At 68.0% G+C, this 21,601-nt stretch carries 19 protein-coding genes and 1 tRNA gene; 17 read left to right on the top strand and 3 right to left on the bottom strand.

Annotation, left to right across the window (positions count from 1 at the left end; all coding sequences use genetic code 11):
• Window positions 1-75 (top strand) — tRNA-Val (locus TBU01S_RS02785).
• A 66-nt stretch (window positions 76-141) separates the two neighbouring features.
• On the opposite strand, the gene TBU01S_RS02780 is transcribed toward TBU01S_RS02785, so the two are convergent.
• Window positions 142-1,059 (bottom strand): LysR family transcriptional regulator, encoded by a 918-nt coding sequence (locus tag TBU01S_RS02780; RefSeq protein ID WP_068635113.1) that lies wholly within the window; start codon window positions 1,057-1,059, stop codon window positions 142-144.
• A 160-nt stretch (window positions 1,060-1,219) separates the two neighbouring features.
• Between TBU01S_RS02780 and TBU01S_RS02775 the strand changes: the two genes are divergently transcribed.
• The 13 genes from TBU01S_RS02775 (at window position 1,220) to TBU01S_RS02715 (ending at window position 16,752) form a co-directional block, all read left to right on the top strand.
• Complete coding sequence (locus tag TBU01S_RS02775) at window positions 1,220-2,908, top strand: DUF1302 domain-containing protein (RefSeq protein WP_068635112.1); 1,689 nt, start codon at window positions 1,220-1,222, stop codon at window positions 2,906-2,908.
• A 32-nt stretch (window positions 2,909-2,940) separates the two neighbouring features.
• Window positions 2,941-4,293, top strand: a complete 1,353-nt coding sequence (locus TBU01S_RS02770) for a DUF1329 domain-containing protein (protein ID WP_088178825.1) — start codon at window positions 2,941-2,943, stop codon at window positions 4,291-4,293.
• A 247-nt stretch (window positions 4,294-4,540) separates the two neighbouring features.
• Window positions 4,541-5,554, top strand: a complete 1,014-nt coding sequence (locus tag TBU01S_RS02765; RefSeq protein WP_245650825.1) for a WD40/YVTN/BNR-like repeat-containing protein — start codon at window positions 4,541-4,543, stop codon at window positions 5,552-5,554.
• Window positions 5,554-7,953 carry an efflux RND transporter permease subunit gene (locus tag TBU01S_RS02760; protein ID WP_068635110.1) on the top strand — a complete coding sequence of 800 codons (2,400 nt, stop codon included), beginning with the start codon at window positions 5,554-5,556 and terminating at the stop codon, window positions 7,951-7,953. The genes TBU01S_RS02765 and TBU01S_RS02760 overlap by 1 nt, the downstream gene beginning before the upstream one ends.
• 17 nt (window positions 7,954-7,970) lie before the next feature.
• On the top strand, window positions 7,971-9,005 hold the full coding sequence (locus tag TBU01S_RS02755; protein ID WP_068635109.1) for a universal stress protein: 1,035 nt from the start codon (window positions 7,971-7,973) through the stop codon (window positions 9,003-9,005).
• Window positions 9,006-9,202: 197 nt separating this feature from the next.
• Window positions 9,203-10,897: a sigma-54-dependent Fis family transcriptional regulator gene (locus tag TBU01S_RS02750; protein WP_068635108.1), complete on the top strand. Its 1,695-nt coding sequence runs from the start codon at window positions 9,203-9,205 to the stop codon at window positions 10,895-10,897.
• Window positions 10,898-11,221: 324 nt separating this feature from the next.
• Window positions 11,222-12,157, top strand: a complete 936-nt coding sequence (locus tag TBU01S_RS02745; RefSeq protein ID WP_068635107.1) for a catechol 2,3-dioxygenase — start codon at window positions 11,222-11,224, stop codon at window positions 12,155-12,157.
• A gap of 10 nt (window positions 12,158-12,167) precedes the next feature.
• Window positions 12,168-12,446: a phenol hydroxylase subunit gene (locus TBU01S_RS02740; protein ID WP_068635189.1), complete on the top strand. Its 279-nt coding sequence runs from the start codon at window positions 12,168-12,170 to the stop codon at window positions 12,444-12,446.
• Between the two features lie 42 nt (window positions 12,447-12,488).
• A complete protein-coding gene (locus TBU01S_RS02735) occupies window positions 12,489-13,481 on the top strand; it encodes an aromatic/alkene monooxygenase hydroxylase subunit beta (protein ID WP_068635106.1) in 993 nt (330 codons plus the stop codon).
• 9 nt (window positions 13,482-13,490) lie between these two features.
• A complete protein-coding gene (locus TBU01S_RS02730) occupies window positions 13,491-13,760 on the top strand; it encodes an MmoB/DmpM family protein (protein ID WP_004334009.1) in 270 nt (89 codons plus the stop codon).
• A gap of 14 nt (window positions 13,761-13,774) precedes the next feature.
• Window positions 13,775-15,292: a YHS domain-containing protein gene (locus TBU01S_RS02725; protein WP_068635188.1), complete on the top strand. Its 1,518-nt coding sequence runs from the start codon at window positions 13,775-13,777 to the stop codon at window positions 15,290-15,292.
• A 31-nt stretch (window positions 15,293-15,323) separates the two neighbouring features.
• Window positions 15,324-15,680, top strand: coding sequence for a phenol hydroxylase subunit P4 (locus TBU01S_RS02720; RefSeq protein WP_068635105.1), 357 nt, complete (start codon window positions 15,324-15,326; stop codon window positions 15,678-15,680).
• 10 nt (window positions 15,681-15,690) lie between these two features.
• Window positions 15,691-16,752, top strand: coding sequence for an NADH:ubiquinone reductase (Na(+)-transporting) subunit F (locus tag TBU01S_RS02715; RefSeq protein ID WP_068635104.1), 1,062 nt, complete (start codon window positions 15,691-15,693; stop codon window positions 16,750-16,752).
• A gap of 69 nt (window positions 16,753-16,821) precedes the next feature.
• Here the strand turns inward: TBU01S_RS02715 and chrA are convergent, their stop codons facing one another.
• Complete coding sequence (gene chrA / locus TBU01S_RS02710) at window positions 16,822-18,051, bottom strand: chromate efflux transporter (protein WP_068635103.1); 1,230 nt, start codon at window positions 18,049-18,051, stop codon at window positions 16,822-16,824.
• A gap of 5 nt (window positions 18,052-18,056) precedes the next feature.
• Window positions 18,057-18,197, bottom strand: a complete 141-nt coding sequence (locus TBU01S_RS24265) for a hypothetical protein (RefSeq protein WP_169802946.1) — start codon at window positions 18,195-18,197, stop codon at window positions 18,057-18,059.
• 316 nt (window positions 18,198-18,513) lie between these two features.
• Here TBU01S_RS24265 and TBU01S_RS02705 point away from each other — a divergent pair, with 316 nt between their 5' ends.
• Genes TBU01S_RS02705 through dmpH form a run of 3 tightly spaced genes read left to right on the top strand, consistent with a single transcriptional unit; the run spans window position 18,514 to window position 21,581 of the window.
• The gene (locus tag TBU01S_RS02705) at window positions 18,514-19,974 is read left to right on the top strand and encodes a 2-hydroxymuconic semialdehyde dehydrogenase (RefSeq protein WP_068635102.1); all 1,461 of its coding nucleotides are present in this window, start codon (window positions 18,514-18,516) and stop codon (window positions 19,972-19,974) included.
• 9 nt (window positions 19,975-19,983) lie between these two features.
• Window positions 19,984-20,781: a 2-oxopent-4-enoate hydratase gene (gene dmpE / locus TBU01S_RS02700; protein WP_068635101.1), complete on the top strand. Its 798-nt coding sequence runs from the start codon at window positions 19,984-19,986 to the stop codon at window positions 20,779-20,781.
• A complete protein-coding gene (gene dmpH / locus TBU01S_RS02695; protein ID WP_068635100.1) occupies window positions 20,778-21,581 on the top strand; it encodes a 2-oxo-3-hexenedioate decarboxylase in 804 nt (267 codons plus the stop codon). The genes dmpE and dmpH overlap by 4 nt, the downstream gene beginning before the upstream one ends.
• Window positions 21,582-21,601 lie beyond the last annotated feature (20 nt).

The raw sequence follows: 21,601 nt of genomic DNA, 5'->3' as shown, positions 1-21,601 counted from the left end.
GGGCGGTTAGCTCAGCGGTAGAGCACTGCCTTCACACGGCAGGGGTCACTGGTTCGATCCCAGTACCGCCCACCAGAATCCAACCCCAGCCCGCCCCGGCTGGGGTTTTCGTTTTGTGCTCCCGTATGCTGATTGCCAGGCTCATTCCGTCAAGGCCGCTCCTGACGGAAGCGTGGAACGCATTTGCTCGATGGTGCCGAGAAAGGCTTCGAGGATCGGCGACTGGTCGTCGCTGCGATAGATGCAGCTCAGATCGACCTGGGCATGGTGGGGTAGGTCGGTGAGGGGCTTGTAGATCACGCCGGGCAGGGCCAGCGAGGTGGTCGATTCCGGGACCAGGCAGACGCCGAAGCCGCCGGCAGCCAGTGCTACGCCGGTGATGGCGTCGCTCACTTCCTGCGAGACGATGGGTTCGAAGCCCGCTTCGTGGCACAGCGTCATCACCTTGTCGATGAAGTTCGGGCGCGCGCCGGTGGGGAAGAGCACGAGCGGGTGATCGCGCAGCGCCGGGAATGCCACCGATTCTTGCGCGGCCAGCGGGCTGGTGTGGCTCATGGCCAGCAGCAGCCTCTCGTTGGCCACCAGCCGGGTGGTGATGTCGGGCAGCGGCGCGAGCATGCGGTTGAAGCCGACCGTGATGCGGCGCTGGCGCAGGGCTTCGATCTGTTCGCCCTTGTTCATGGTGTGGAGGACGATCTTCACCTCCGGGTAGGAGCGGCGGAAGGCCAGCAGCAGCTTGGGGATCGCGTCGAGGATCGCGGTGCCGAAGATGCCGACGTCCAGCCGCCCGAGCTTGCCTTGCCCCGCGCGCTGGGTGCGCTCGGTGGCCTGCTCGACGACGGCGCGGATGTTGCGCGCTTCGTCGAGGAAGAGCGCCCCGGCCTGGGTCAGCTCGACGCCGCGCGGCGTGCGCTTCAGCAGGCGGACGCCCAGTTCTTCTTCGAGCTGCTGGATCTGCCGGGTGAGCGGCGGTTGCGAGATGTGGAGCCGGGTGGCGGCGCGGCCGATGTTCTGTTCCTCGGCGACGGCGATGAAATATCTCAGGTGGCGCAGGTCCATGCGCTTTCTCCGGTATCGATCCGGGGTGATCATACTTTAAAGGTATTGATGAGTCCATAAATCGGTATTGGACGGCATTTCGCCCGCTCTATAAGGTTCGTGCCATCCCGGTAGGTCGGATACGGATCCGGGATCCAGATAACGATTGGAGGAGGAAGGCATGGACAAGAGGGCACATCCGCACGGCCGCAGCCGTTTTCGCATCAGATCCGTCTGTCGTGCCGTTGCCGGTGCGTTTGCAGGGCTTGCGGCCTCCGGCGCCGCGCTCGCTTTTCAGATCGATACCGGCAACCCGGACATCAGGATGAGCTGGGACAACACCGTCAAGTACAGCGCGAGCTGGCGCGTGAGCGGCGTGGACCGGAAGGTGGCGGACGACTCCATCGGACCGCAGGCGAACACCAACGACGGCGACCAGAACTTCGGCAGGGGGCTGGTCTCGAACCGGCTCGACCTGCTGTCCGAGCTCGATTTCCGCTACATGCGCAAGTACGGCTTCCGCGTCAGCGGGGCGGCCTGGTACGACCAGGTCTACAACGAGTCGAACGACAATCCGGGCGCCCTCGGCGGCGCGCTGCTGAACCAGCGCTCGGCGCGCTACAACGAATTCACCCGCGCGACCAAGAAGCTGCACGGGCGCAAGGCCGAGTTCCTGGATGCCTTCGTCTATGGCAGCTTCGAGCCGGCCGGCATGAACCTCAACCTCAAGGCGGGGCGCTTCACCCAGCTTTACGGCGAGAGCCTGTTCTTCGGCTCGAACGGCATCGCGGGGGCGCAGACGCCGCTCGACCTCGCGCGCGCGCTGTCGGTGCCCAACTCGCAGTTCAAGGAGGTCGCGCGTCCGGTCGGGCAGGTGTCGGTGACGCTGCAGATCAACCCCGAGGTGACGCTCGGCGCCTATTACCAGGCCGAGTGGCGCAAGTCGCGCCTGCCGGCGGCGGGCAGCTATTTCAGCTTCGCCGACTTCGTCGATGCGGGCGGCGAGCGCCTCATCCTCGGGCCGGGGCAGGAGGTGTTCCGGGGCAAGGACATCGAGGCGAAGGACTCCGGCCAGGGCGGGGTGCAGATCCGCTTCAAGGCCGGGGATTCCGAGTACGGCCTCTATGCCGCCCGGTTCCACGACAAGATGCCGCAGTTCTACGTGCGGCCGGGCGTCAACGTCCAGCCCGGCAGCATCGGCGACTACGTCATGGTCTATGCGGAAGACATCCGCACAGTGGGTGCCAGCTTCAGTACCCTGGTGGGCGAGACCAACGTCGCCGGCGAATTGTCCTTCCGCGACAACATGCCCCTGGTTGGCAGCGGCATCACCATGATCCTGCCGGGCGACACCGCCGCCGATGGCGGCGACGACGCGGCCTTCCCCAAGGGCCGGACGATGCACCTCAACCTCTCGGCCATCAGCGTGCTGGGCGGCAGCGCGCTGTGGGACGGCGCGACCTTCGTCGGCGAGTTCGCCTACAACCGGCGGCTGAAGGTCACCGACAACGCGCACCAGCTCGACCGCCTCGCCACGCGCAGCGCGAGTGCGATCCAGTTCGTGTTCACGCCCGAGTACTTCCAGGTGGCGCCCGGGCTCGACCTGCAGGTGCCGATCGGCCTCAGCTACGGCCTCAGCGGCCGCTCCTCGGTGAATGGCGTGCTGTTCCCGTCCGAAGGCGGCGGCAACTTCAGCATCGGCGTCAAGGCCGACTACCAGCGGACCTGGCAGGCGGGCCTGAACTACACGCGCTATTTCGGTTCGGGCGGCTCCGTGATCCGCTACGACACTGCGGTGCCCGAGCTTTCGTACGACAACTTCCACCGCGACCGGGATTTCGTCTCGCTGTCGATCCAGCGCACGTTCTGATCCCTCGGGCACGACAATTTCAGGAGACGACAATGATGAAGCACAAGATTCTGCCGCTGGCCGCGATCGCCGCCGCGCTGATGGCGCAGGCCGCCGACGCGGCGGTCACGGCCGACGAGGCCGCCAGGCTGAAGAGCGCGCTGACCCCGCTGGGCGCCGAAAAGGCGGGCAACGCCGACGGCAGCATCCCGGCCTGGGACGGCGGCATCACCAAGCCGCTGCAAGGCCGGAAGGTGGGCGACATTCCGGGTGAGATCTTCGCCGGCGAAAAGCCCCTGCACCAGGTCACGGCCCAGAACATGGGGCAGTACGACGCCCTGCTGTCGGAAGGGACGAAGGCGCTGCTGCAGAAGTACCCCGACAGCTTCCGGCTGGACGTTTACCCCACGCACCGCACAGCGGCGGCGCCGCAGCGCGTCTATGACAACACCGCGCTGAACGCGACGCGCTGCAGCACCAGGGATGGCGGCTACTCGCTCGAAGGCTGCATCGGCGGCATCCCCTTCCCGATCCCGAAGGAAGGCGTCGAGGTGATGTGGAACTTCCTGCTGCGCGTCGAGGCGCCGTCGATCGAATACCGCTTCAAGAACATCGTCGGCAACGCCGACGGTTCGCACACCCTGGCCACGCGCAACGAGATCGCCTTCCAGTACCCGCCGTACTACGAGGACGCGACCATCGAGAAATGGTCCGGCGAGTACGCGATGTTCCGCTTCAACACGCTGGAGCCGCCGTTCAAGGCGGGCGAGTCGTTGGTGATCCGCGACGGCATCGACCAGAAGAACGCGCGCCAGGCCTGGCAGTACCTCGTCGGCCAGCGCCGCGTGCGCCGGGCGCCGACGGTGTCCTACGACACGCCCGATTTCGTCGCCTCCGGGGCCAACTACTTCGACGAGGTGCAGGGCTTCTTCGGCCAGCTCGACCGCTTCGAGTGGACGCTGGTGGGCAAGCAGGAGATGCTGATCCCGTACAACAACAACGGGCTGGTCGGCGCCAGGCTGGAAGAGGCGCTGTCCCGGCACCACCTGAACCCCGACCAGGTGCGCTGGGAGCGCCATCGCGTGTGGGTGGTCGAGGCGAGCGTCGCCGCCGGCAAGCGCCACGCGGTGCCCAAGCGCCGCTACTACCTCGACGAGGACACCTGGCTGATCGCGCTGATCGACGGCTACGACGCCGAAGGCAAGCTGTGGCGCACGACCCAGGTCACGCCCTTCGTGGTGCCGAAGATTCCGGCCACGCTGATGAAGACCGCCACCGTCTTCAACCTGCAGGCGGGCACGATGAGCGTCATCCAGGCGCTCAACGACGAGGACTTCAAGGTCGTCGAGCGCAAGCCGGAGACCTACTTCACCGGCGACGCGGTGGCGGCCGACGCCGCACGCTGACCTGCGCGGCGCGCTCGCTGGCCGCCGCCGCGGAATGCGTGCGGGGCGGGCCTGGCGAGGCGCCGGCTTCTCCAGTTTCTCAGATTGCTCGCCGCCGCCCGCCACCTGCGTGGCTGGGGCGTGGCGAGGACACGGGTTCCGAATCATGTCCATCAGGCTTCCAGGCCGGCGCGGCATTGCGCGCGCGGCCGTCGTTCTACCTGCCGTCCTGGCTGCGGCAACGGTCCTGGCCGCGCAAACGCAGGCCGTGCCCGACCTCCTCGAGGCGCCGGCCCGCGCCGACGTCCGCGCGCAGCAGTCGCCGCAGTTGAACGTGGCGGCGGCGGGCAGCCGCTTCGTCGGCGTCGGCGTGCGCGGCCTCGTGCTGCTGTCGGACGACGCCGGGCGCACGTGGCGCCAGGCCGGGGCGGTGCCGGTCAGCGTCGCGCTCACCGACGTCCACTTCGTCACCTCCACCGACGGCTGGGCCGTCGGCCATGGCGGCGTGGTGCTGCAGACCACGGACGGGGGCGAGACCTGGCAGCTTCGGCTAGACGGCCGCCAGGCCGCGCGCATCGTCTTCGAGGACGCGCAGGCCCGCGCGCAGGCCGGGGACGACGCGGCCGCCCGCGCGCTGCGCGACGCCCAGCGCCTCGTCGAAGAGGGGCCGGACAAGCCTTTTCTCGGCGTCCACTTCCTGGACGGGAAGCGCGGCTTCGCCGTCGGCGCGTACGGACTCGCACTGGCGACCGACGATGGCGGGCGGAACTGGCATTCCCTGATGGGACGCATTCCCAACCCGCGCGGCAAGCACCTGTACACCGTCCGCGCCAGCGGCGCCGACGTGCTGATCGCGGGCGAGCAGGGGGCGCTGTTCAGGTCGCTCGATGGCGGGCAGCGCTTCAGCGCGATCGAAACCCCCTACCCGGGGACCTGGTTCGGCGCGCTGGCGCTCGATCGCGACACGCTGCTGGCCTACGGCCTGCGCGGCAACGTCTGGCGCAGCGCGGACGGCGGCGCCAGCTGGCGGCAGATCGCGCTCGGGCAGGCGGTGACACTGACCAGCGGCGGCGTGCTGGCCGACCGTTCCATCGTGCTCGCCGACGAAAGCGGGCGCCTGCTGCGCAGTGTCGATGGCGCGCGCAGCTTCACGCCCGTGGCGGGCAGTTTCCCGACCGGCCTCACCGGCCTCGCCCAGGGCGGCGACGGGGCGCTGGTGCTGTCCGGCGCGCGCGGGCTGACCCGTGTCGAGCCGGCTCGACTTGTTGCGGAATCAAGATAATGGCGGTCGCACATTCCCTTCCGGCCGAGGCCGTGATCGCGGACATCGCGGAATTCGATTCGCGTTCGGGCTCGCTGCCCGAGCGCCTGCTCTTCAACAACCGCCTGGCCGTCGTCGCCGTCTGCCTGCTGGTGACCGTGGTGCTGGCCTGGCAGGCGTTCGGCCTGCGGCTCAACGCGGCGTTCGAGAAGATGATTCCGACGAGCCATCCCTACATCGTCAATTTCCTGGAAAACCGCAGCCAGCTCGCCGGCATGGGCAACAGCCTGCGGATCGCGGTCGAGGCCACCGAAGGCGACATCTTCAGCGCGGCCTATCTCGACACGGTGCGCAAGCTCAACGACGAGCTGTTCCTGCTGCCGGGGGGGGACCGCCCCTACATGAAGTCGCTGTGGGCGCCGGCGGTACGCTGGACGGGGGTCACGGAGGACGGCCTGGATGGCGGCCCGGTCATCCCGGACGACTACGACGGCTCGCCGGAAAGCCTGGAGCAGGTCCGCATCAACGTCGAGCGCTCCGGCGAGATCGGCCAGCTCGTCGCCGCCAACTATCGTTCGAGCATCCTCCTCGTGCCGCTGCAGGATGTCGTCGCCGACACCGGTGAGCGCATCGACTACCACGCGCTGTCGCAGCGCATCGAGCAGTTGCGCGGCAAGTACGAGTCGGACACGGTGAGGATCCATGTCACCGGCTTCGCCAAGGTCGTCGGCGACCTGATCGACGGCCTGCGCCAGGTGATGCTGTTCTTCGCCGGGGCGATCGTCATCTGCACCGTGGTGCTCTACTGGTACACCCGCTGCCTGCGCAGCACGCTGCTGGTGGTGGCGTGTTCGGTGGTCGCGGTGGTCTGGCTGCTGGGCCTGCTGCCGACGCTGGGCTACGAGCTGGACCCCTATTCGGTGCTGGTGCCTTTCCTGGTGTTCGCCATCGGCATGAGCCACGGCGCGCAGAAGATGAACGGCATCATGCAGGACATCGGCCGCGGCACCCACCGCCTGGTGGCGGCGCGCTACACCTTCCGCCGCCTGTTCCTGGCCGGGCTCACAGCCTTGCTGGCCGACGCGGTGGGGTTCGCGGTGCTGATGGTGATCGACATCCAGGTCATCCAGGACCTGGCGGTCACCGCCAGCATCGGCGTCGCGGTGCTGATCTTCACCAACCTCGTGCTGCTGCCGATCCTGCTGTCCTACACCGGCGTCAGCCCGGTCGCCGCCCAGCGCAGCCTGGCGGCGGAGCTGACGGACGCCGGCGACGGCGGCCACGGCAAGCATCCGTTCTGGGCCTTCCTCGACCTGTTCACCCGGCGCAAGTGGGCCACCATCGCCGTGGCCTGCGGCCTGGCGATGGGCGCGTTCGGCCTGGCGGTCAGCTTCCAGCTCAAGATCGGCGACACCGACCCCGGCGCCCCCGAACTGCGCCCGGAGTCGCGCTACAACCGCGACAACGCCTTCATGACCGCCAACTACGCCGCGAGCAGCGACGTATACATCGTCATGGTGAAGACGCCGCAGTATGCCTGCGGCCAGTACGGCACGCTGATGGCGGTCGATGCGCTGGAGCGCGCGCTGCAGCAACTGCCCGGCGTGGAAGCGACCAGCTCGCTCGCCGGCCTGGCCAAGGTCGCCAACGCCGGCATGAACGAGGGCAGCCTGAAGTGGTTCGAGATTCCGCGTTCGCAGGACATGCTCAACGCCATCATCACGCGCGCGCCGCGCGAGATGTTCAACCAGAACTGCGACCTGCTGACGGTCTATGCCTACCTGAAGGACCACAAGGCCGACACCCTGGCCAGCGTGGTGGACGTGGTCGAGGGCTTCGCCGCGCGCCATGGCACGGACGCGCTGCGCTTCCTGAACGCGGCCGGCAACGCCGGCATCGAGGCGGCGACCAACATCGTCGTGCGCAAGGCCAACGTGCAGATGCTGTTCCTGGTCTATGCGGCGGTGATCGTGCTGGCCTTCATCACCTTCCGCTCGTGGCGGGCCGTGGTGTGCGCGGTGGTGCCGCTGATGATCACCTCGGTGCTGTGCGAGGCGCTGATGGTGTGGCTCGACATCGGCGTCAAGGTGGCGACGCTGCCGGTGATCGCCCTCGGCGTCGGCATCGGCGTCGACTATGCGCTGTACGTGATGACGGTGACGCTGGCCCGGCTGAAGGAAGGCATGAGCCTGTCCGAAGCCTATTACCGCGCGCTGATCTTCACCGGCAAGGTCGTCGTGCTGACCGGCATCACGCTCGGCCTCGCCGTGGCGACCTGGGCCTGGTCGCCGATCAAGTTCCAGGCCGACATGGGCATCCTGCTCGCCTTCATGTTCGTCTGGAACATGCTGGGGGCGCTGATCCTGCTGCCGGCGCTGGGGCACTTTCTGCTGCGGCCGAAGCAAGCGATCGCGGTCTGATCCGAAGGAGACGGGACATGTATCGACATCTGCTGGTGCCGCTCGACGGCTCCGAACTGGGCACGGGCCTCGCCACCCAGGCCGTCGCCTTCGCCGCGGCGCTGGGGGCGAAGATCACCTTCTTCACCATGCGCGAGGACTACGGCGCGAGCGGCGAGGGCGCGCTGGCGCGGACCTTGTCGCCGCAGGCCTTCGCCGAACTGGCCATGGGCGAGGCCAACGCGATCCTGGCCAAGGCCGTCGCCGCGGCCGGCGCCGCCGGGGTCGACTGCGACGGCGTGGCGCGCACCGGCGCGCGGCCCTACGAGCTGATCCTGGACGTGGCGGCCGAGCGCGGCTGCGACCTGATCTACATGGCCTCGCATGGCCGGCGCGGCGTGCGCGCGCTGATCATCGGCTCGCAGACGCAGAAGGTGCTGGCCCACGCCACGCTGCCGGTGCTGGTGGCGACGGTCGAGGCCAACGTGCGCGGCACGCCGGCCGCGGCAGCGGTCGACATCATCAAGGACGAGCACCGCGCCATCGCCGCGATCTGTGCCGGGCTGCGGGAACAGGCGGCGCGCCTGCGTGCCGGCGCCGAGACCGACCACGAGCTGACCGGGGCGCTGCTCCACTACCTGCGCGCCTTTCCCGAACGGCTCCACCATCCCAAGGAAGAGCAGTACCTGTTCGCCAGGCTGGGGCAGCGCAGTACCGACGCCGGGCCGCTGATCACCGATCTCGAGCGCGAGCACGCGGAAGGCGGCCGTCGCCTGGCCGGGCTCGAACAGGCCGTGGCCCGCCTGCGCGAGGCTGGCGGCGATGCCGAGGCGCGCACCCGTCTGGGCGACGACATCGACGATTTCGTCGCAGGGCAGTGGCGCCACCTGAACACCGAGGAAAAGCTGCTGCTGCCGCTCGCCGCCCGCCACCTGCGGGACGAGGACTGGGCGGAGATCGCCCGGGCCTTCCGCGAGAACGCCGAGCTCGGCAAGGCGGGCGCGCAGGACGAAGCCTTCCGGCGCCTGTTCTCGCGCCTGATGAACCTGCGCGCCGGGCGTCCCGTGTATTGACATCGGATAGGGCGGTGCGGAGGCGGGCCGATCCGGGCCGGCCCGCGCCTTGCCGGCCTCTACACATCGGTGCGCCAGTCGCGTAACGTGGCGCCTCGGCGTGGCCGGTGGAGGCCATTTGGAACAGACCGGCCAGCGCTGCGCGCCCGCGATGCGGGCGGCGAGGCGCGTCTCAGAGCCGGATGCGGAGCGAGGACATGGCAGAGCAGCGACTCATCGAGCAGTTCAATCTGCGTTCGAGGTTGCGTTTCAACATCGACCAAGGGCAGATCTGGCTCGACGAGAACCGGATGCTGCTCCTGCACGCGCGGGCGATGGGGGCGCTGCGCAAGGAGCTGTTCGATTCCCTCGGCACGCGGCGGGCGCAGGGCCTGCTGCTGCGCATGGGCTTCGTCTCCGGCCAGCAGGACGCCGACCTGGCCTCCAAGCTGTACGGCAGCGGCGACAACTACGACGTCTTCCGCATCGGCCCCGAGCTGCATGCCTTCGAGGGGCTGGTCAGGGCGACGATCACGCGGGCCGACATCGACTGGGAGGTGGGCAGCTTCTTCGGCGAAGTCGAATGGGACAATTCGTGGGAGGCGGAATCCCACCTGCAGCAGTTCGGCAGCGGGCACGAGGCCGCGTGCTGGACCCTGGTGGGCTACGCTTCCGGCTACGTCACGGGTTTCTTCAAGCGCCTGATCGTGTTCCGCGAGACGCATTGCCTGTGCAAGGGCGACGGCAAGTGCGTCATCGTCGGCAAGCCGGCCGAGGCCTGGGGCGACGATCCCTACCTGGCGCATTTCAAGCCCGAGAACCTCGACTGGAAACTGCAGGAGATGGAGGCCGAGCTGGTCGAATTGCGCGGCCAGCTGCGGGAGCGCAAGGAACTCGGGCAACTGGTCGGCCGTTCGCCGGGCTTCCGCGCCGCCTTCGATCTGCTCAGCAAGGCGGCCAACAGCCCGATCAGCGTGCTGCTGCTGGGCGAGACGGGCGTCGGCAAGGAAGTCTTCGCGCGCTGGCTGCACGAGAACAGCGACCGCCGCGAACAGCCTTTCGTCGCGGTGAACTGCGCGGCCATTCCGAACGACCTGATCGAGGCCGAGCTGTTCGGCGTCCAGAAAGGCGCATACACCGGCGCCCAGCAGTCCCGCGCGGGCCGCTTCGAGCGTGCCGACGGCGGCACCCTGTTCCTCGACGAACTGGGCGAGCTGTCGCTGGCCGCGCAGGTCAAGCTGCTGCGCGTCCTGCAGACGGGCGAGGTCGAGCGCCTGGGGGACGAGAAGACGCGCAAGGTCAATGTCCGCGTCGTCGCCGCCACCAACGTCGATCTCCAGCAGGCGATCGCGCAGGGGCGCTTCCGCTCCGATCTGTACTATCGCCTCGCCACCTATCCGGTGACCATTCCGCCTCTGCGCGAGCGCAAGCCGGATATCCCGCTGCTGGTCGCGGCGATGCTCGACAAGTTCGCCCCGCAATACAACAAGACGCTCGAAGGCCTCACCGACCGCGCGATGCAGGCCTTGATGAGCTACCCATGGCCGGGGAACATCCGCGAACTGGAAAACCTCGTCGAGCGCGGCGTGCTGCTGGCGCCGGCCGGAGGACGGATCGAAGTGGACCATCTGTTCGCGGGCGGGGCGCCGGCCGTCGGCGCCGCTGCGGCGGTCGATCACGAAGGCGGCGTCTGCCGCGCGGTCGATGCCGCCCGCGAGCGCCTGTGCGAAACGCTGCTGGACGAGGAAGGCTTCGACCTCGACGCGCACGAGACGCGGCTGCTGAACCTGGCCGTGCAGCGCTCCCAGGGCAATCTCACCCATGCCGCGCGCCTGCTGGGCATCACCCGGCGGCAGCTTGCCTACCGCTTGAAGCAGGGTGAGGGCAGCGAGACGGGGCTGCCAGACCCGTAAGTCTGGGCGCCCGCCGCACCGCAGTTCCGCCGATGGCCGCTTTCGAGCGGCCATCGGCGTTTTCGGCGCAGATCGGCTCTGCCTTCTTGCTGCATCGCACCGTGACGCTTTTGTCAGGCGGACGGCGGCGATGGACCAAAACGTCAGGCCACCGCCGCAGCAGCAGCGTCGCTTTTTTCGTGAAAACTCAATTAATACAGTGATTTGATTCTTCTGGCACGGTCTCTGCATAAAGAATGGTGAATGCTTGATAAGCGGGCTTGATGGATGACGGATCGGTCAGGCGCCTTGCCCGCACCCACCGTTGAACAAGGAGACAAGAAGATGGCCATGACAGGAGTCCTGCGACCGGGGCACGTCCAGCTCAGGGTGATGAATCTCGACGATGCCGTTCGCCATTACCGCGACATCATGGGATTGACCGAAACCGGGCGCGATGCCGAAGGGCGGGTCTATCTAAAGTGTCGCGACGAGATCGACCACCACAGCGTGGTGCTGCGCGAAGCCGACTGCGCGGGGCTGGATTTCATCGGCTTCAAGGTGCTCGACGAGGCCACGCTGGACCGGCTCGAGGCGGACCTGCGCGCTTATGGCCTGGACACCACGCGCCTGCCCGCCGGCGACCTGCTGGAAACCGGCGAGAGAGTGCGCTTCCAGGTGCCGTCCGGCCACTGGTTCGAGCTGTACGCGAAGAAAAGCGCCGTCGGCAACGGCTGTGGACTCGTCGATCCGACGCCCTGGGCGCCCGAGAACAAGCGGGGCATGGCGCCGCTGCGTCTCGACCATGCCTTGCTGTACGGGCCGAACATCGGCGCGGTGCAGAAGATCTTCACCGAGGTGCTGGGTTTCACGCTGGTCGAGCGGGTGCTCAATCCCGAAGGCAGCGCCAACCTGATCATCTTCCTGAACTGCTCGATCAAGTCGCACGACATCGCCTTCGCCGAGTATCCCGAGCCGGGCAAGCTGCACCACTGCTCCTTCCTGATGGAAAGCTGGGAAGACGTGCTGCGCGCCGGCGACATCATGTCCATGAACAAGGTGCCGGTGGACATCGGACCGACCCGGCACGGCGTCACCCGCGGCCGCACCATCTATGCCTGGGACCCCTCCGGCAACCGCTTCGAGACCTTCAAGGAAGACCGCCAGCCCTATCCCGACCACGAGCCGCTGACCTGGACCTTCGAGGCGCTGGGCGCGGGCGGCGGGCTGGACTACGTCCAGCGCAAGCTGCACGAAACCTTCCTCACCGTCGTGACCTGAGGTGGCCGCCATGGCAGCGACAGATACCAGCGCGGCGCCGGCCTTCGACACCGCCCGGCGCTTCGTGCGCGTCACCGGCGAACGGCCGAACGGCTTCGTCGAATTCGATTTCGCCATCGGCGAGCCGGAACTCTTCGTCGAGCTGATCCTCGGCCGCGAGGCCTTCGGCGAATTCTGCGCCGCCAACGCGGTGGCGTTGCTGCCGCCGCGGGACGGGCAGGCGGACGCCAAGACGCCCGACGACTTCGACTGGCGGCTCGCCGACGCCACCCACACCCGATTCCGATGAACAGCATGCGCCGCCGCTCCGGGGCGGCGCAGGAGGGACAACATGCAGATCGACCTTCGCACCGTCAGCATCCAGCCGCAGCGCAACGCCTTCGACCACCTGGTCCGCCGCTTCGGCGACAAGCCGGCCTCGCGTTACCAGGAAGGCAGCTACGACATCCAGGCCGCCGAAAACCTGCATTACCGGCCGACCTGGGATCCGGACCAGCAGCTCTACGATGCCGGCATCACCCGCATCGCGATGCGGGACTGGTACGCGCTGAAGGACCCGCGCCAGTTCTACTACAGCACCTACACCCTGACCCGCGCGCGCCAGCAGGACACCACCGAGGCCAACTTCGCCTTCGTCGAGTCCCGCGGCCTGGCCGACAGGCTGGCTCCCGAGCTGCGCGAGGCCGTGCTGCGCCTGCTGGTGCCGCTGCGCCACGCGGCCTGGGGCGCCAACCAGAACAACACCTTCGTCTGTGGCTATGGCTTCGGCACTGCTTTCACGCAGCCCTGCATGTACCACGCGATGGACAACCTCGGCATCGCCCAGTACCTGTCCCGGCTGGGGATGATGCTGGGCGACGTGGAAGCGCTCGACGCCGGCAAGGCCGCCTGGCTCGACGGCCCCGCCTGGCAGCCGCTGCGGCGCTACGTCGAGGACTGCATGGTGGTGCGCGACCCGTTCGAACTGTTCGTGGCGCAGAACGCCGCGCTCGACGGCCTGCTGTATCCGCTGGTCTACGCGCGCATCGTCGATGACGAGCTGTCGGCCAGGGGGGCGAGCGCGGTGGCGATGCTCACCCAGTTCATGGCCGAGTGGTTCGACGAGACGCGCAAGTGGGTGGATGCGGTGCTCAAGACCGCGGCCGCCGAATCCGACCACAACCGCGAGGTCCTGCAGGGCTGGATGGCGCACTGGAGCGACCGCGCCGCCGCCGCCCTGGTGCCGGTCGTCGAACTGGTGCTCGGCGTCGACGCCGACGAAGCGGTCGCCGTGCAGATCGCGGCGTTCAAGGCCCGCATCCACAAGACCGGGATCTCTTTCTGAGGAAACACGATGTCCACCGTATTCATCGCCTTGCAGGCCAATGAGGAAACCCGCCCGATCATCGACGCCATCGAGATCGACAACCCGCAGGCCGTCGTCAATCGCCAGCCGGCGATGGTCAAGATCGACGCGCCGGGGCGGCTCGTGGTGCGCCGCGAAACCATCGAGGAACAACTCGGGCGCGCCTACGACCTGCAGGAACTGCAGATCAACCTGATCACCCTTTCGGGCAACGTGGACGAGGACGAGGACACGCTGACCCTGAGCTGGAACGAATGAGCGAGGCAAACACCATGGATATGAAAGCCACCAAGAAAAAGCTGGGCATGAAGGAGCGCTACCGCGTCCTGACCCGCGACCTGGGCTGGGAGCCGGGCTACCAGTCGAAGGAGGCCATCTTCCCCTACGTCCGCTACGAAGGCATCAAGGTGCATGACTGGGACAAGTGGGAAGACCCCTTCCGCCTGACGATGGACGCCTACTGGAAGTACCAGGCGGAAAAGGAGCGCAAGTTCTACGCCATCATCGACGCCCATGCGCAGAACAACGGCCACCTCAACCTGACCGATGCGCGCTACCTGTCGGCGCTGAAGATCTTCCTGCAGGCCATCAGCCCGGGCGAATACGCCGCGCACAAGGGCTTCGCCCGCATCGGCCGCGAGTTTCCTGGCGTCGGCACGCAGGTCGCCTGCCAGATGCAGGCGATCGACGAGATCCGCCACGCCCAGACGCAGATCCACGCCATGTCGAACTACAACCGCTACTACGACGGCTTCCATGCCTTCGCCGATGCGCGCGACCGGATCTGGTACACCTCGGTCGCGCGCTCGTTCTTCGACGACGCGATGAGCGCCGGCCCGTTCGAGTTCATGATCGCGATCGGCTTCTCGTTCGAGTACGTGCTGACCAACCTGCTGTTCGTGCCCTTCATGTCGGGCGCGGCCTACAACGGCGACATGGCGACCGTCACCTTCGGCTTCTCCGCGCAGTCGGACGAAGCGCGCCACATGACGCTGGGGCTGGAGTGCATCAAGTTCATGCTCGAACAGGACCCGGACAACCTGCCGATCGTGCAGGGCTGGATCGACAAGTGGTTCTGGCGCGGCTTCCGCGTGCTCGGCCTGGTCAGCACGATGATGGACTACATGCTGCCCAAGCGCGTGATGTCGTGGCGCGAGGCCTGGGAAATCTACGGCGTCGAGAACGGCGGCGCGCTGTTCCGCGACCTGGCGCGCTACGGCATCCGCCCGCCCAAGGGCTGGGACGATGCCGAGCAGGCCATCGACCACATGTCGCACCAGTTCATGCTCGGCCTCTACCAGTGGAGCTTCGGCACCGCCTTCCACAGCTGGATTCCGTCGGACGACGACATGGCCTGGCTGTCGGCGAAGTACCCGGACACCTTCGACCGCCACTACCGCCCGCGCTGGGCGCACATCAAGAAGCTCAAGGCCGCCGGCACGCCGTTCAAGAACTACGGCCTGGCCAGGCTGTGCCAGTGCTGCCAGTTGCCGTGCGTGTTCACCGAGCCCGGCGACCCGACCCTGACCTGCCACCGCGAGACGGTCTACAAGGGCGAGAAGTATCAGTTCTGCTCCGACGGCTGCAAGGACATCTTCGAGCACGAGCCGGAGAAGTACATCCAGGCCTGGCTGCCGATGCCGGCGCTGTTCAGCGAGCTGGGCGGCGACGTCGCCGCGTGGATGGACTGGGTCAACCTGCGCGACGGCGCCGACAACGGCGACTACGACGGTTCGCGGGATCAGAAGCATTTCGACGAATGGCGCGGACTCGCGACCTCGAACCTGTGACCCGCGCCCACCAGGACAAGGAGACTCGACAATGGCTGTCACCTCACTGAAGGAATACATCGGCGTCGCCCGCGACCGCGTGGAGAACTACGGCGGCAAGCAGATCGTGTATCTGAGCTGGGACCACCACCTGCTGTTCGCCGCGCCGCTGATGCTGTGCCTGCCGCCCGCCACGCCGTTCGGCGAGGTGTTGCGGGGGCCGCTCGCGGCGCTGCTGCAGGCCGACCCCGACGCCTCCGCGCTGGACTGGAGCAAGGTCGAGTGGCTGAAGGACAACCGGCCCTTCGCGCCGGATTTCTCCCGCAGCCTCGCCGACAACGGCATCGGCCACAAGGACCAACTCCGCTTCCGCACGCCGGGGCTGAATTCCCTGCAGGCCGTCGCGTGAAGGGGCAGCGATGAGCTACGAACTGACCATCGAGCCGCTGGGCCAGACGATCGAGATCGAGGCGGGGCAGACGATTCTCGACGCGGCCCTGCGCGCCGGCATCTACCTGCCCCACGCCTGTTGCCATGGCCTGTGCGCCACCTGCAAGGTGCAGGTCAGCGACGGCGAGGTCGATCACGGCGAAGCCTCGAGCTTCGCGCTGATGGACTTCGAGCGCGACGAGGGCAAGTGCCTGGCGTGCTGCGCCCGCGCCGAAAGCGACCTCGTGATCGAGGCCGAGATCGAAGAAGACCCGGACGCCGAGAACCTGCCGGTGCGCGATTTCGACGGCGCCGTCAGTCGCATCGAAACGCTCACGCCGACGATCAAGGGTGTGTGGATCACGCTCGACGAACCCGCCGGCATCCGCTTCCAGGCCGGACAGTACATCAACCTGGAATTGCCCGGCGGCATCGGCAGCCGCGCGTTCTCGATCGCGAGCGTGCCGTCGGCGGCGGGGGAGATCGAACTCAACATCCGCATCGTGCCGGGCGGCGAGGGCACGGCCTACGTGCATGAGCGGATGCGGGCCGGCGAGCGGGTGCGCATCAGCGGTCCCTACGGGCGCTTCTTCGTCAAGAAGTCGGCGCGCGTTCCGGTGCTCTTCATGGCGGGCGGCTCGGGCCTGTCGAGCCCGCGTGCGATGATCCTCGACCTGCTCGAAGAAGGCTTCGAACTGCCGGTCACGCTCGTCTACGGCCAGCGCAGCCGCGAGGAACTCTACTACCACGAGGACTTCCTCGCGCTGGCCGGGAAGCATGCCAACTTCCGCTACGTGCCGGCCCTGTCGCACGAGCCGGAAGGAACGGACTGGACCGGGTTCCGCGGCTTCGTGCACGAGGCGGCGAAGGCCGCCTTCGACAACGATTTCCGCGGCCACAAGGCCTACCTGTGCGGGCCGCCGCTGATGATCGACGCCTGCATCACGACGCTGATGCAGGGGCGCCTGTTCGAGCGCGACATCTACACCGAGAAGTTCATCTCGGCCGCCGACGCGCAGCAGATCAGGAGTCCGCTGTTCAAGGCGATCTGAGCGGGAGCACGCCGGGGGAGGCGCCATTCGCGCCTCCGCCTCCTTTTCCCGCGCCCGGCGAACCGGGGTTCAGCGTCCCATCGCCATGATCCCGCCCGCCACCCCGGCCAGCAGCACCACGAGCGCCGGCGGCGCGCGTCCGACCGTCAGCAGCCCGAACGACGCGAGCGCCAGCCCGAAATCGGCCTTGCCATGGATGGCGCTCGTCCACACCGGGTCGTACAGGGCAGACGCCAGGATGCCGACCACGCCCGCGTTGATGCCGGCCATGGCCGTCTGGATGCCCGCACGGTGGCGCAGCTCCGCCCAGAACGGCAGCGCGCCGACGAGTATCAGGAAAGCGGGAAGGAAAATGGTGAGCAGCAGCGCCAGGCCGCCGATCCAGCCGTGCAAGGGCCCGCCGGCGACGGCGCCGAGATAGGCCGCGAAAGTAAACAGCGGCCCCGGTACCGCCTGCGCCGCGCCATAGCCGGCGAGGAAATCGGCATTGTCCACGAGGCCGCCGGGCACCACCGCCGCCTGCAGCAGCGGCAGCACGACATGGCCGCCGCCGAAGACCAGCGCGCCCGAACGATACACCCCTTCCAGCAGGGCGATCGTGGACGAGCCGGTGGCGGCCGCCCACAACGGCAGCGCGGCGAGTGGCGCGGCGAACGACAGCAGCGCCGCGATGCCCAGCTTGCGCGAGACCGGGTAGACGTGCGCCTGGCCGCCGCCCGGCTGCGCGATCTTCAGTCCCAGCCAGCCCAGCAGGCCCGCCACCGTAATGGCGGCGACCTGTCCGGCCGCCGAGGGCAGCAGCATCGCCAGCAGCGCGGCCAGGATCGCCAGGGCCGCGCGCGGACGGTCGGGGCACAGCGACCTGGCCATGCCCCATACGGCCTGCGCCACGATGGCCACAGCGACGACCTTGAGTCCATGCACCCAGCCGGACTGGGCCAGGTCGCGGTACTGCGCGATGCCGAAGGCGAACAGGATCAGCGCGATCGCCGATGGCAGGGTGAAGCCCGCCCAGGCCGCCAGCAGCCCGGCCCAGCCCGCGCGGCCCAGCCCCAGCGCCATGCCGACCTGGCTGCTGGCCGGCCCGGGCAGGAACTGGCACAGGGCGACCAGATCGGAATAGGCGCGGTCGTCCAGCCAGCGGCGGCGATCGACGAACTCCAGGCGGAAATGGCCCAGGTGCGCGACCGGCCCGCCGAACGAGCTCAGGCCCAGCTTGAGGAAGGCGCCGAAGACCTCGGCAGGCGTGCCGGGCGCGGCGGTGGCCTCGCGCTGCGCGGTGTCGGCGGGGTCTGTCATCCGTTTCAGGGGCGCGATGCCCGGCGGGCGGCGAGTGGATGCGGGATGCCGCCATCGCCATCGGCGTGCATCACCCGCGCACGGAATTCATCGTCGAATTCGCACTTGGCGAACGTGAACGTGGCGGTGCTGGTGGCGTCGGACAAATCGAGCTCCTTGGATCATGGCCGTTGTTCCCGGCCGAGGCCGGTTTTCGGAACCGATAGTACCCATGCGGCCACTGATCGGCACGCCGGAGAAGGCTTTCCGGCTCAAGCCGAGCGTTTTCCCCGGCCGTCCTTGGGATTTTTTCGGATGCGCGCGCCACCGTCATCCATGCTTTATTCAATACCTTTAAGGTATTGATAATTAGATAACAAAGTATTAGACGGTATTTCGCTTCTTTCTTAGACTCGTTTTCGAAGGTCGGGGCCGATGTGCAGCGCTTCCGGCACGAGTGACAAATCCATACCTGGGGGGGCCATGCGTCTTGTAGACAACTTCATCGCGGGCGAATACCGGGCGCCGGCCTCGGGCCGCCGCTTCGACAAACGCTCGCCGCTGGACAACCGTGTGATCGCCTCGGTCGCCGAGGCGGGGCGCGGCGAGATCGATGCCGCGGTCGGCGCCGCCCGCGCGGCGCTGGCGGGCGAGTGGGGCGTGTTGACGACGGAGCAGCGCGTCGATCTGCTCCATGGCGTCGCCAACGAGATCACCTGCCGCTTCGAGGACTTCGTCGCCGCCGAGATGGCCGATACCGGGCAGCCGGGCCATGTCATGCGCCATGTGTTCATCCCGCGCGGCGCGGCCAATTTCAAGGTGTTCGCCGACGTCGTCAAGAACGTGGCCTCGGAGTCCTTCCGCATGGCGACGCCGGACGGGCAGGGCGCGCTGAACTACGCGATCCGCGTGCCCAAGGGCGTGATCGGCGTCATCTGTCCGTGGAACGCGCCTTTCATGCTGATGACCTGGAAGGTGGGGCCGGCGCTGGCCTGCGGCAACACCGTGGTGGTCAAGCCGTCGGAGGAGTCGCCGCAGACGGCGGCCCTGCTCGGCGAGGTGATGAACGCCGTCGGCGTGCCGAAGGGCGTCTACAACGTGGTGCAGGGTTTCGGGCCGGACTCGGCCGGCGAATTCCTGACCCAGCACCCCGGCGTCGATGCGATCACCTTCACCGGCGAGACGCGCACCGGCACGGCGATCATGAAGGCCGCCTCCGAAGGCATGCGCGACGTGTCCTTCGAACTGGGGGGCAAGAACGCGGCCATCGTCTTCGCCGACTGCGATTTCGACGCCGCGGTCGAGGGCATCTTCCGCTCGGCCTTCCTCAATACCGGGCAGGTCTGCCTGGGCACCGAGCGCGTCTATGTCGAGCGGCCGATCTTCGAGCGCTTCGTGCAGGCGCTCAGGTCCAGGGCCGAGGCGGTGAAATACGGCCGCCCGGAGGATCGCAATGCCGACTACGGGCCACTGATCAGCCAGGCGCACCGCCAGAAGGTGCTGTCCTACTACCGCAAGGCGGTGGAAGAGGGCGCCACCGTGGTCACCGGCGGCGGCGTGCCCGAGATGGCGGAAGAACTCGCCGACGGCGCCTGGGTGCAGCCGACCATCTGGACCGGCCTGGCCGACGATGCGGCCGTGGTGCGCGAGGAAATCTTCGGGCCGTGCTGCCACATCCGCCCGTTCGATTCCGAGGACGAAGTGGTCGGCCTCGCCAACGACACCGTGTATGGCCTGTCCACGACGATCTGGACCACCAGCCTGGCGCGCGCGCACCGCGTCGCCGCGCGTGTCGAGGTGGGCATCACCTGGGTGAATAGCTGGTTCCTGCGCGACCTGCGCACGCCTTTCGGCGGCTCGAAGCAGTCCGGCATCGGGCGCGAGGGCGGGGTGCATTCCCTGGAGTTCTACACCGAGACGCGCAACATCTGCGTCAAGCTCTGAGGCGGAATCATGGATGAAAGCAGGATCAGGCAATTGGGCGACGAGCTTTTCGACGCCTGGCGCGCGCGCCGCACGGTGGCGCCGCTCGTCGAACGCGAGCCCGACATCGCGCTGGAGGATGCCTACCGCATCCAGTCGCGCTACATCGAACGCCGCCTCGCCGCCGGCGAGACGATCGTCGGCAAGAAGATCGGCGTCACCAGCAAGCCGGTGCAGGATTTCCTCGGCGTGTTCCAGCCGGATTTCGGCCAGCTCACCTCGGGCATGGTGCATGAGGAAGGCGAGGCCATCGACCTCGGCACGCTGATCCAGCCCAAGGCGGAGGCCGAGCTGGCCTTCGTGCTGAAGGAAGACCTGCGGGGGCCGGGCGTCACCGCGATGGACGTGATCCGCGCCACCGACTACGTGGTGCCGTGTTTCGAGATCGTCGATTCGCGCATCACCGACTGGAAGATCCGCATCCAGGACACGGTGGCGGACAACGCCTCCTGCGGCGTGTTCGTGCTCGGCGGCAGCCGCGGCGACCCGCGCAGGCTCGACATCACGCTGGCCGGCATGGTGCTCGAAAAGAACGGCGAGCTGCATTCGACCGGCGTCGGCGCCGCGGTGCAGGGCTCGCCGGCCAATGCGGTGGCGTGGCTGGCCAACACGCTGGGCGAACTGGGCATTCCGTTCAAGGCCGGCGAGGTGATCCTGTCGGGGTCGCAATCGGCGCTGGTGCCGGTCGCCGACGGCGACGAACTGGTGTGCACCGTCGGCGGGCTCGGCAGCTGCCGGGTGAAATTCTCCGGGAGGAGCGCGGCATGAGCATGGACATCACCCTGTCGCGCGAGGATGTCGTGCGCCTGTGCGAGCGCATCGAAGGCGCGCAGCGCCGCGCCCACGCCATTCCCAAGCTGACCGACGAATACCCGGGCATGACGATCGGCGACGGCTACGCGGTGCAGACCGAACTGCGCCGCCGCTACGTCGCCCAGGGGCACCGGCTCGTGGGCTGGAAGGCCGGGCTGACCTCGAAGGCGAAGATGCGCCAGATGGGCGTCGACGTGCCTTCCATCGGCTTCCTGACCGACCGCATGGCGCGCGCCGAGAACGCCGCGATCTCGACGTCCGACCTCGTCCATCCGCGCGTCGAGTGCGAAGTGGCCTTCGTCATGAAGAAGGCGCTCGCCGGCCCCGGCTGCACGCGCCAGGATGTGCTCGATGCCACGGACCATGTGCTGCCGGCGGTGGAGATCATCGATTCGCGCTTCTCCGGCTTCAAGTTCGACCTCGCCAGCGTGGTCGCCGACAACGGCTCGTCGGCGCGCTTCGTCGGCGGCGGCCGCGCCCGCTGCGCGGATGAGCTGGACCTGCGCACGCTCGGTGTGGTGCTGGAAAAGAACGGCGAGATCGTCGGCATGGGGGCCGCGGCGGCGGTGCTGGGCCATCCGGCGGACGCGGTTGCGATGCTGGTCAACATCCTTGCCGAACTGGGCGAGAGCCTGCCCGCCGGCAGCTTCGTCTTGAGCGGCGGCATCACCGAGGCCGTCCCCGTGCGGCCGGGCGACAGCGTGGTCGCGCGCTTCCAGGAACTGGGCAGCGTGTCGATGCGCTTCGCCGAATGAGGGCGGCGTAAAGCCGGAGA

This window comes from Thauera butanivorans NBRC 103042 (assembly GCF_001591165.1).
In the GTDB taxonomy this organism is placed as follows: Bacteria; Pseudomonadota; Gammaproteobacteria; order Burkholderiales; family Rhodocyclaceae; genus Thauera; species Thauera butanivorans.
Note: the sequence above shows the minus strand (reverse complement) of the source record. Positions and strands in the feature narration are given on the sequence as shown.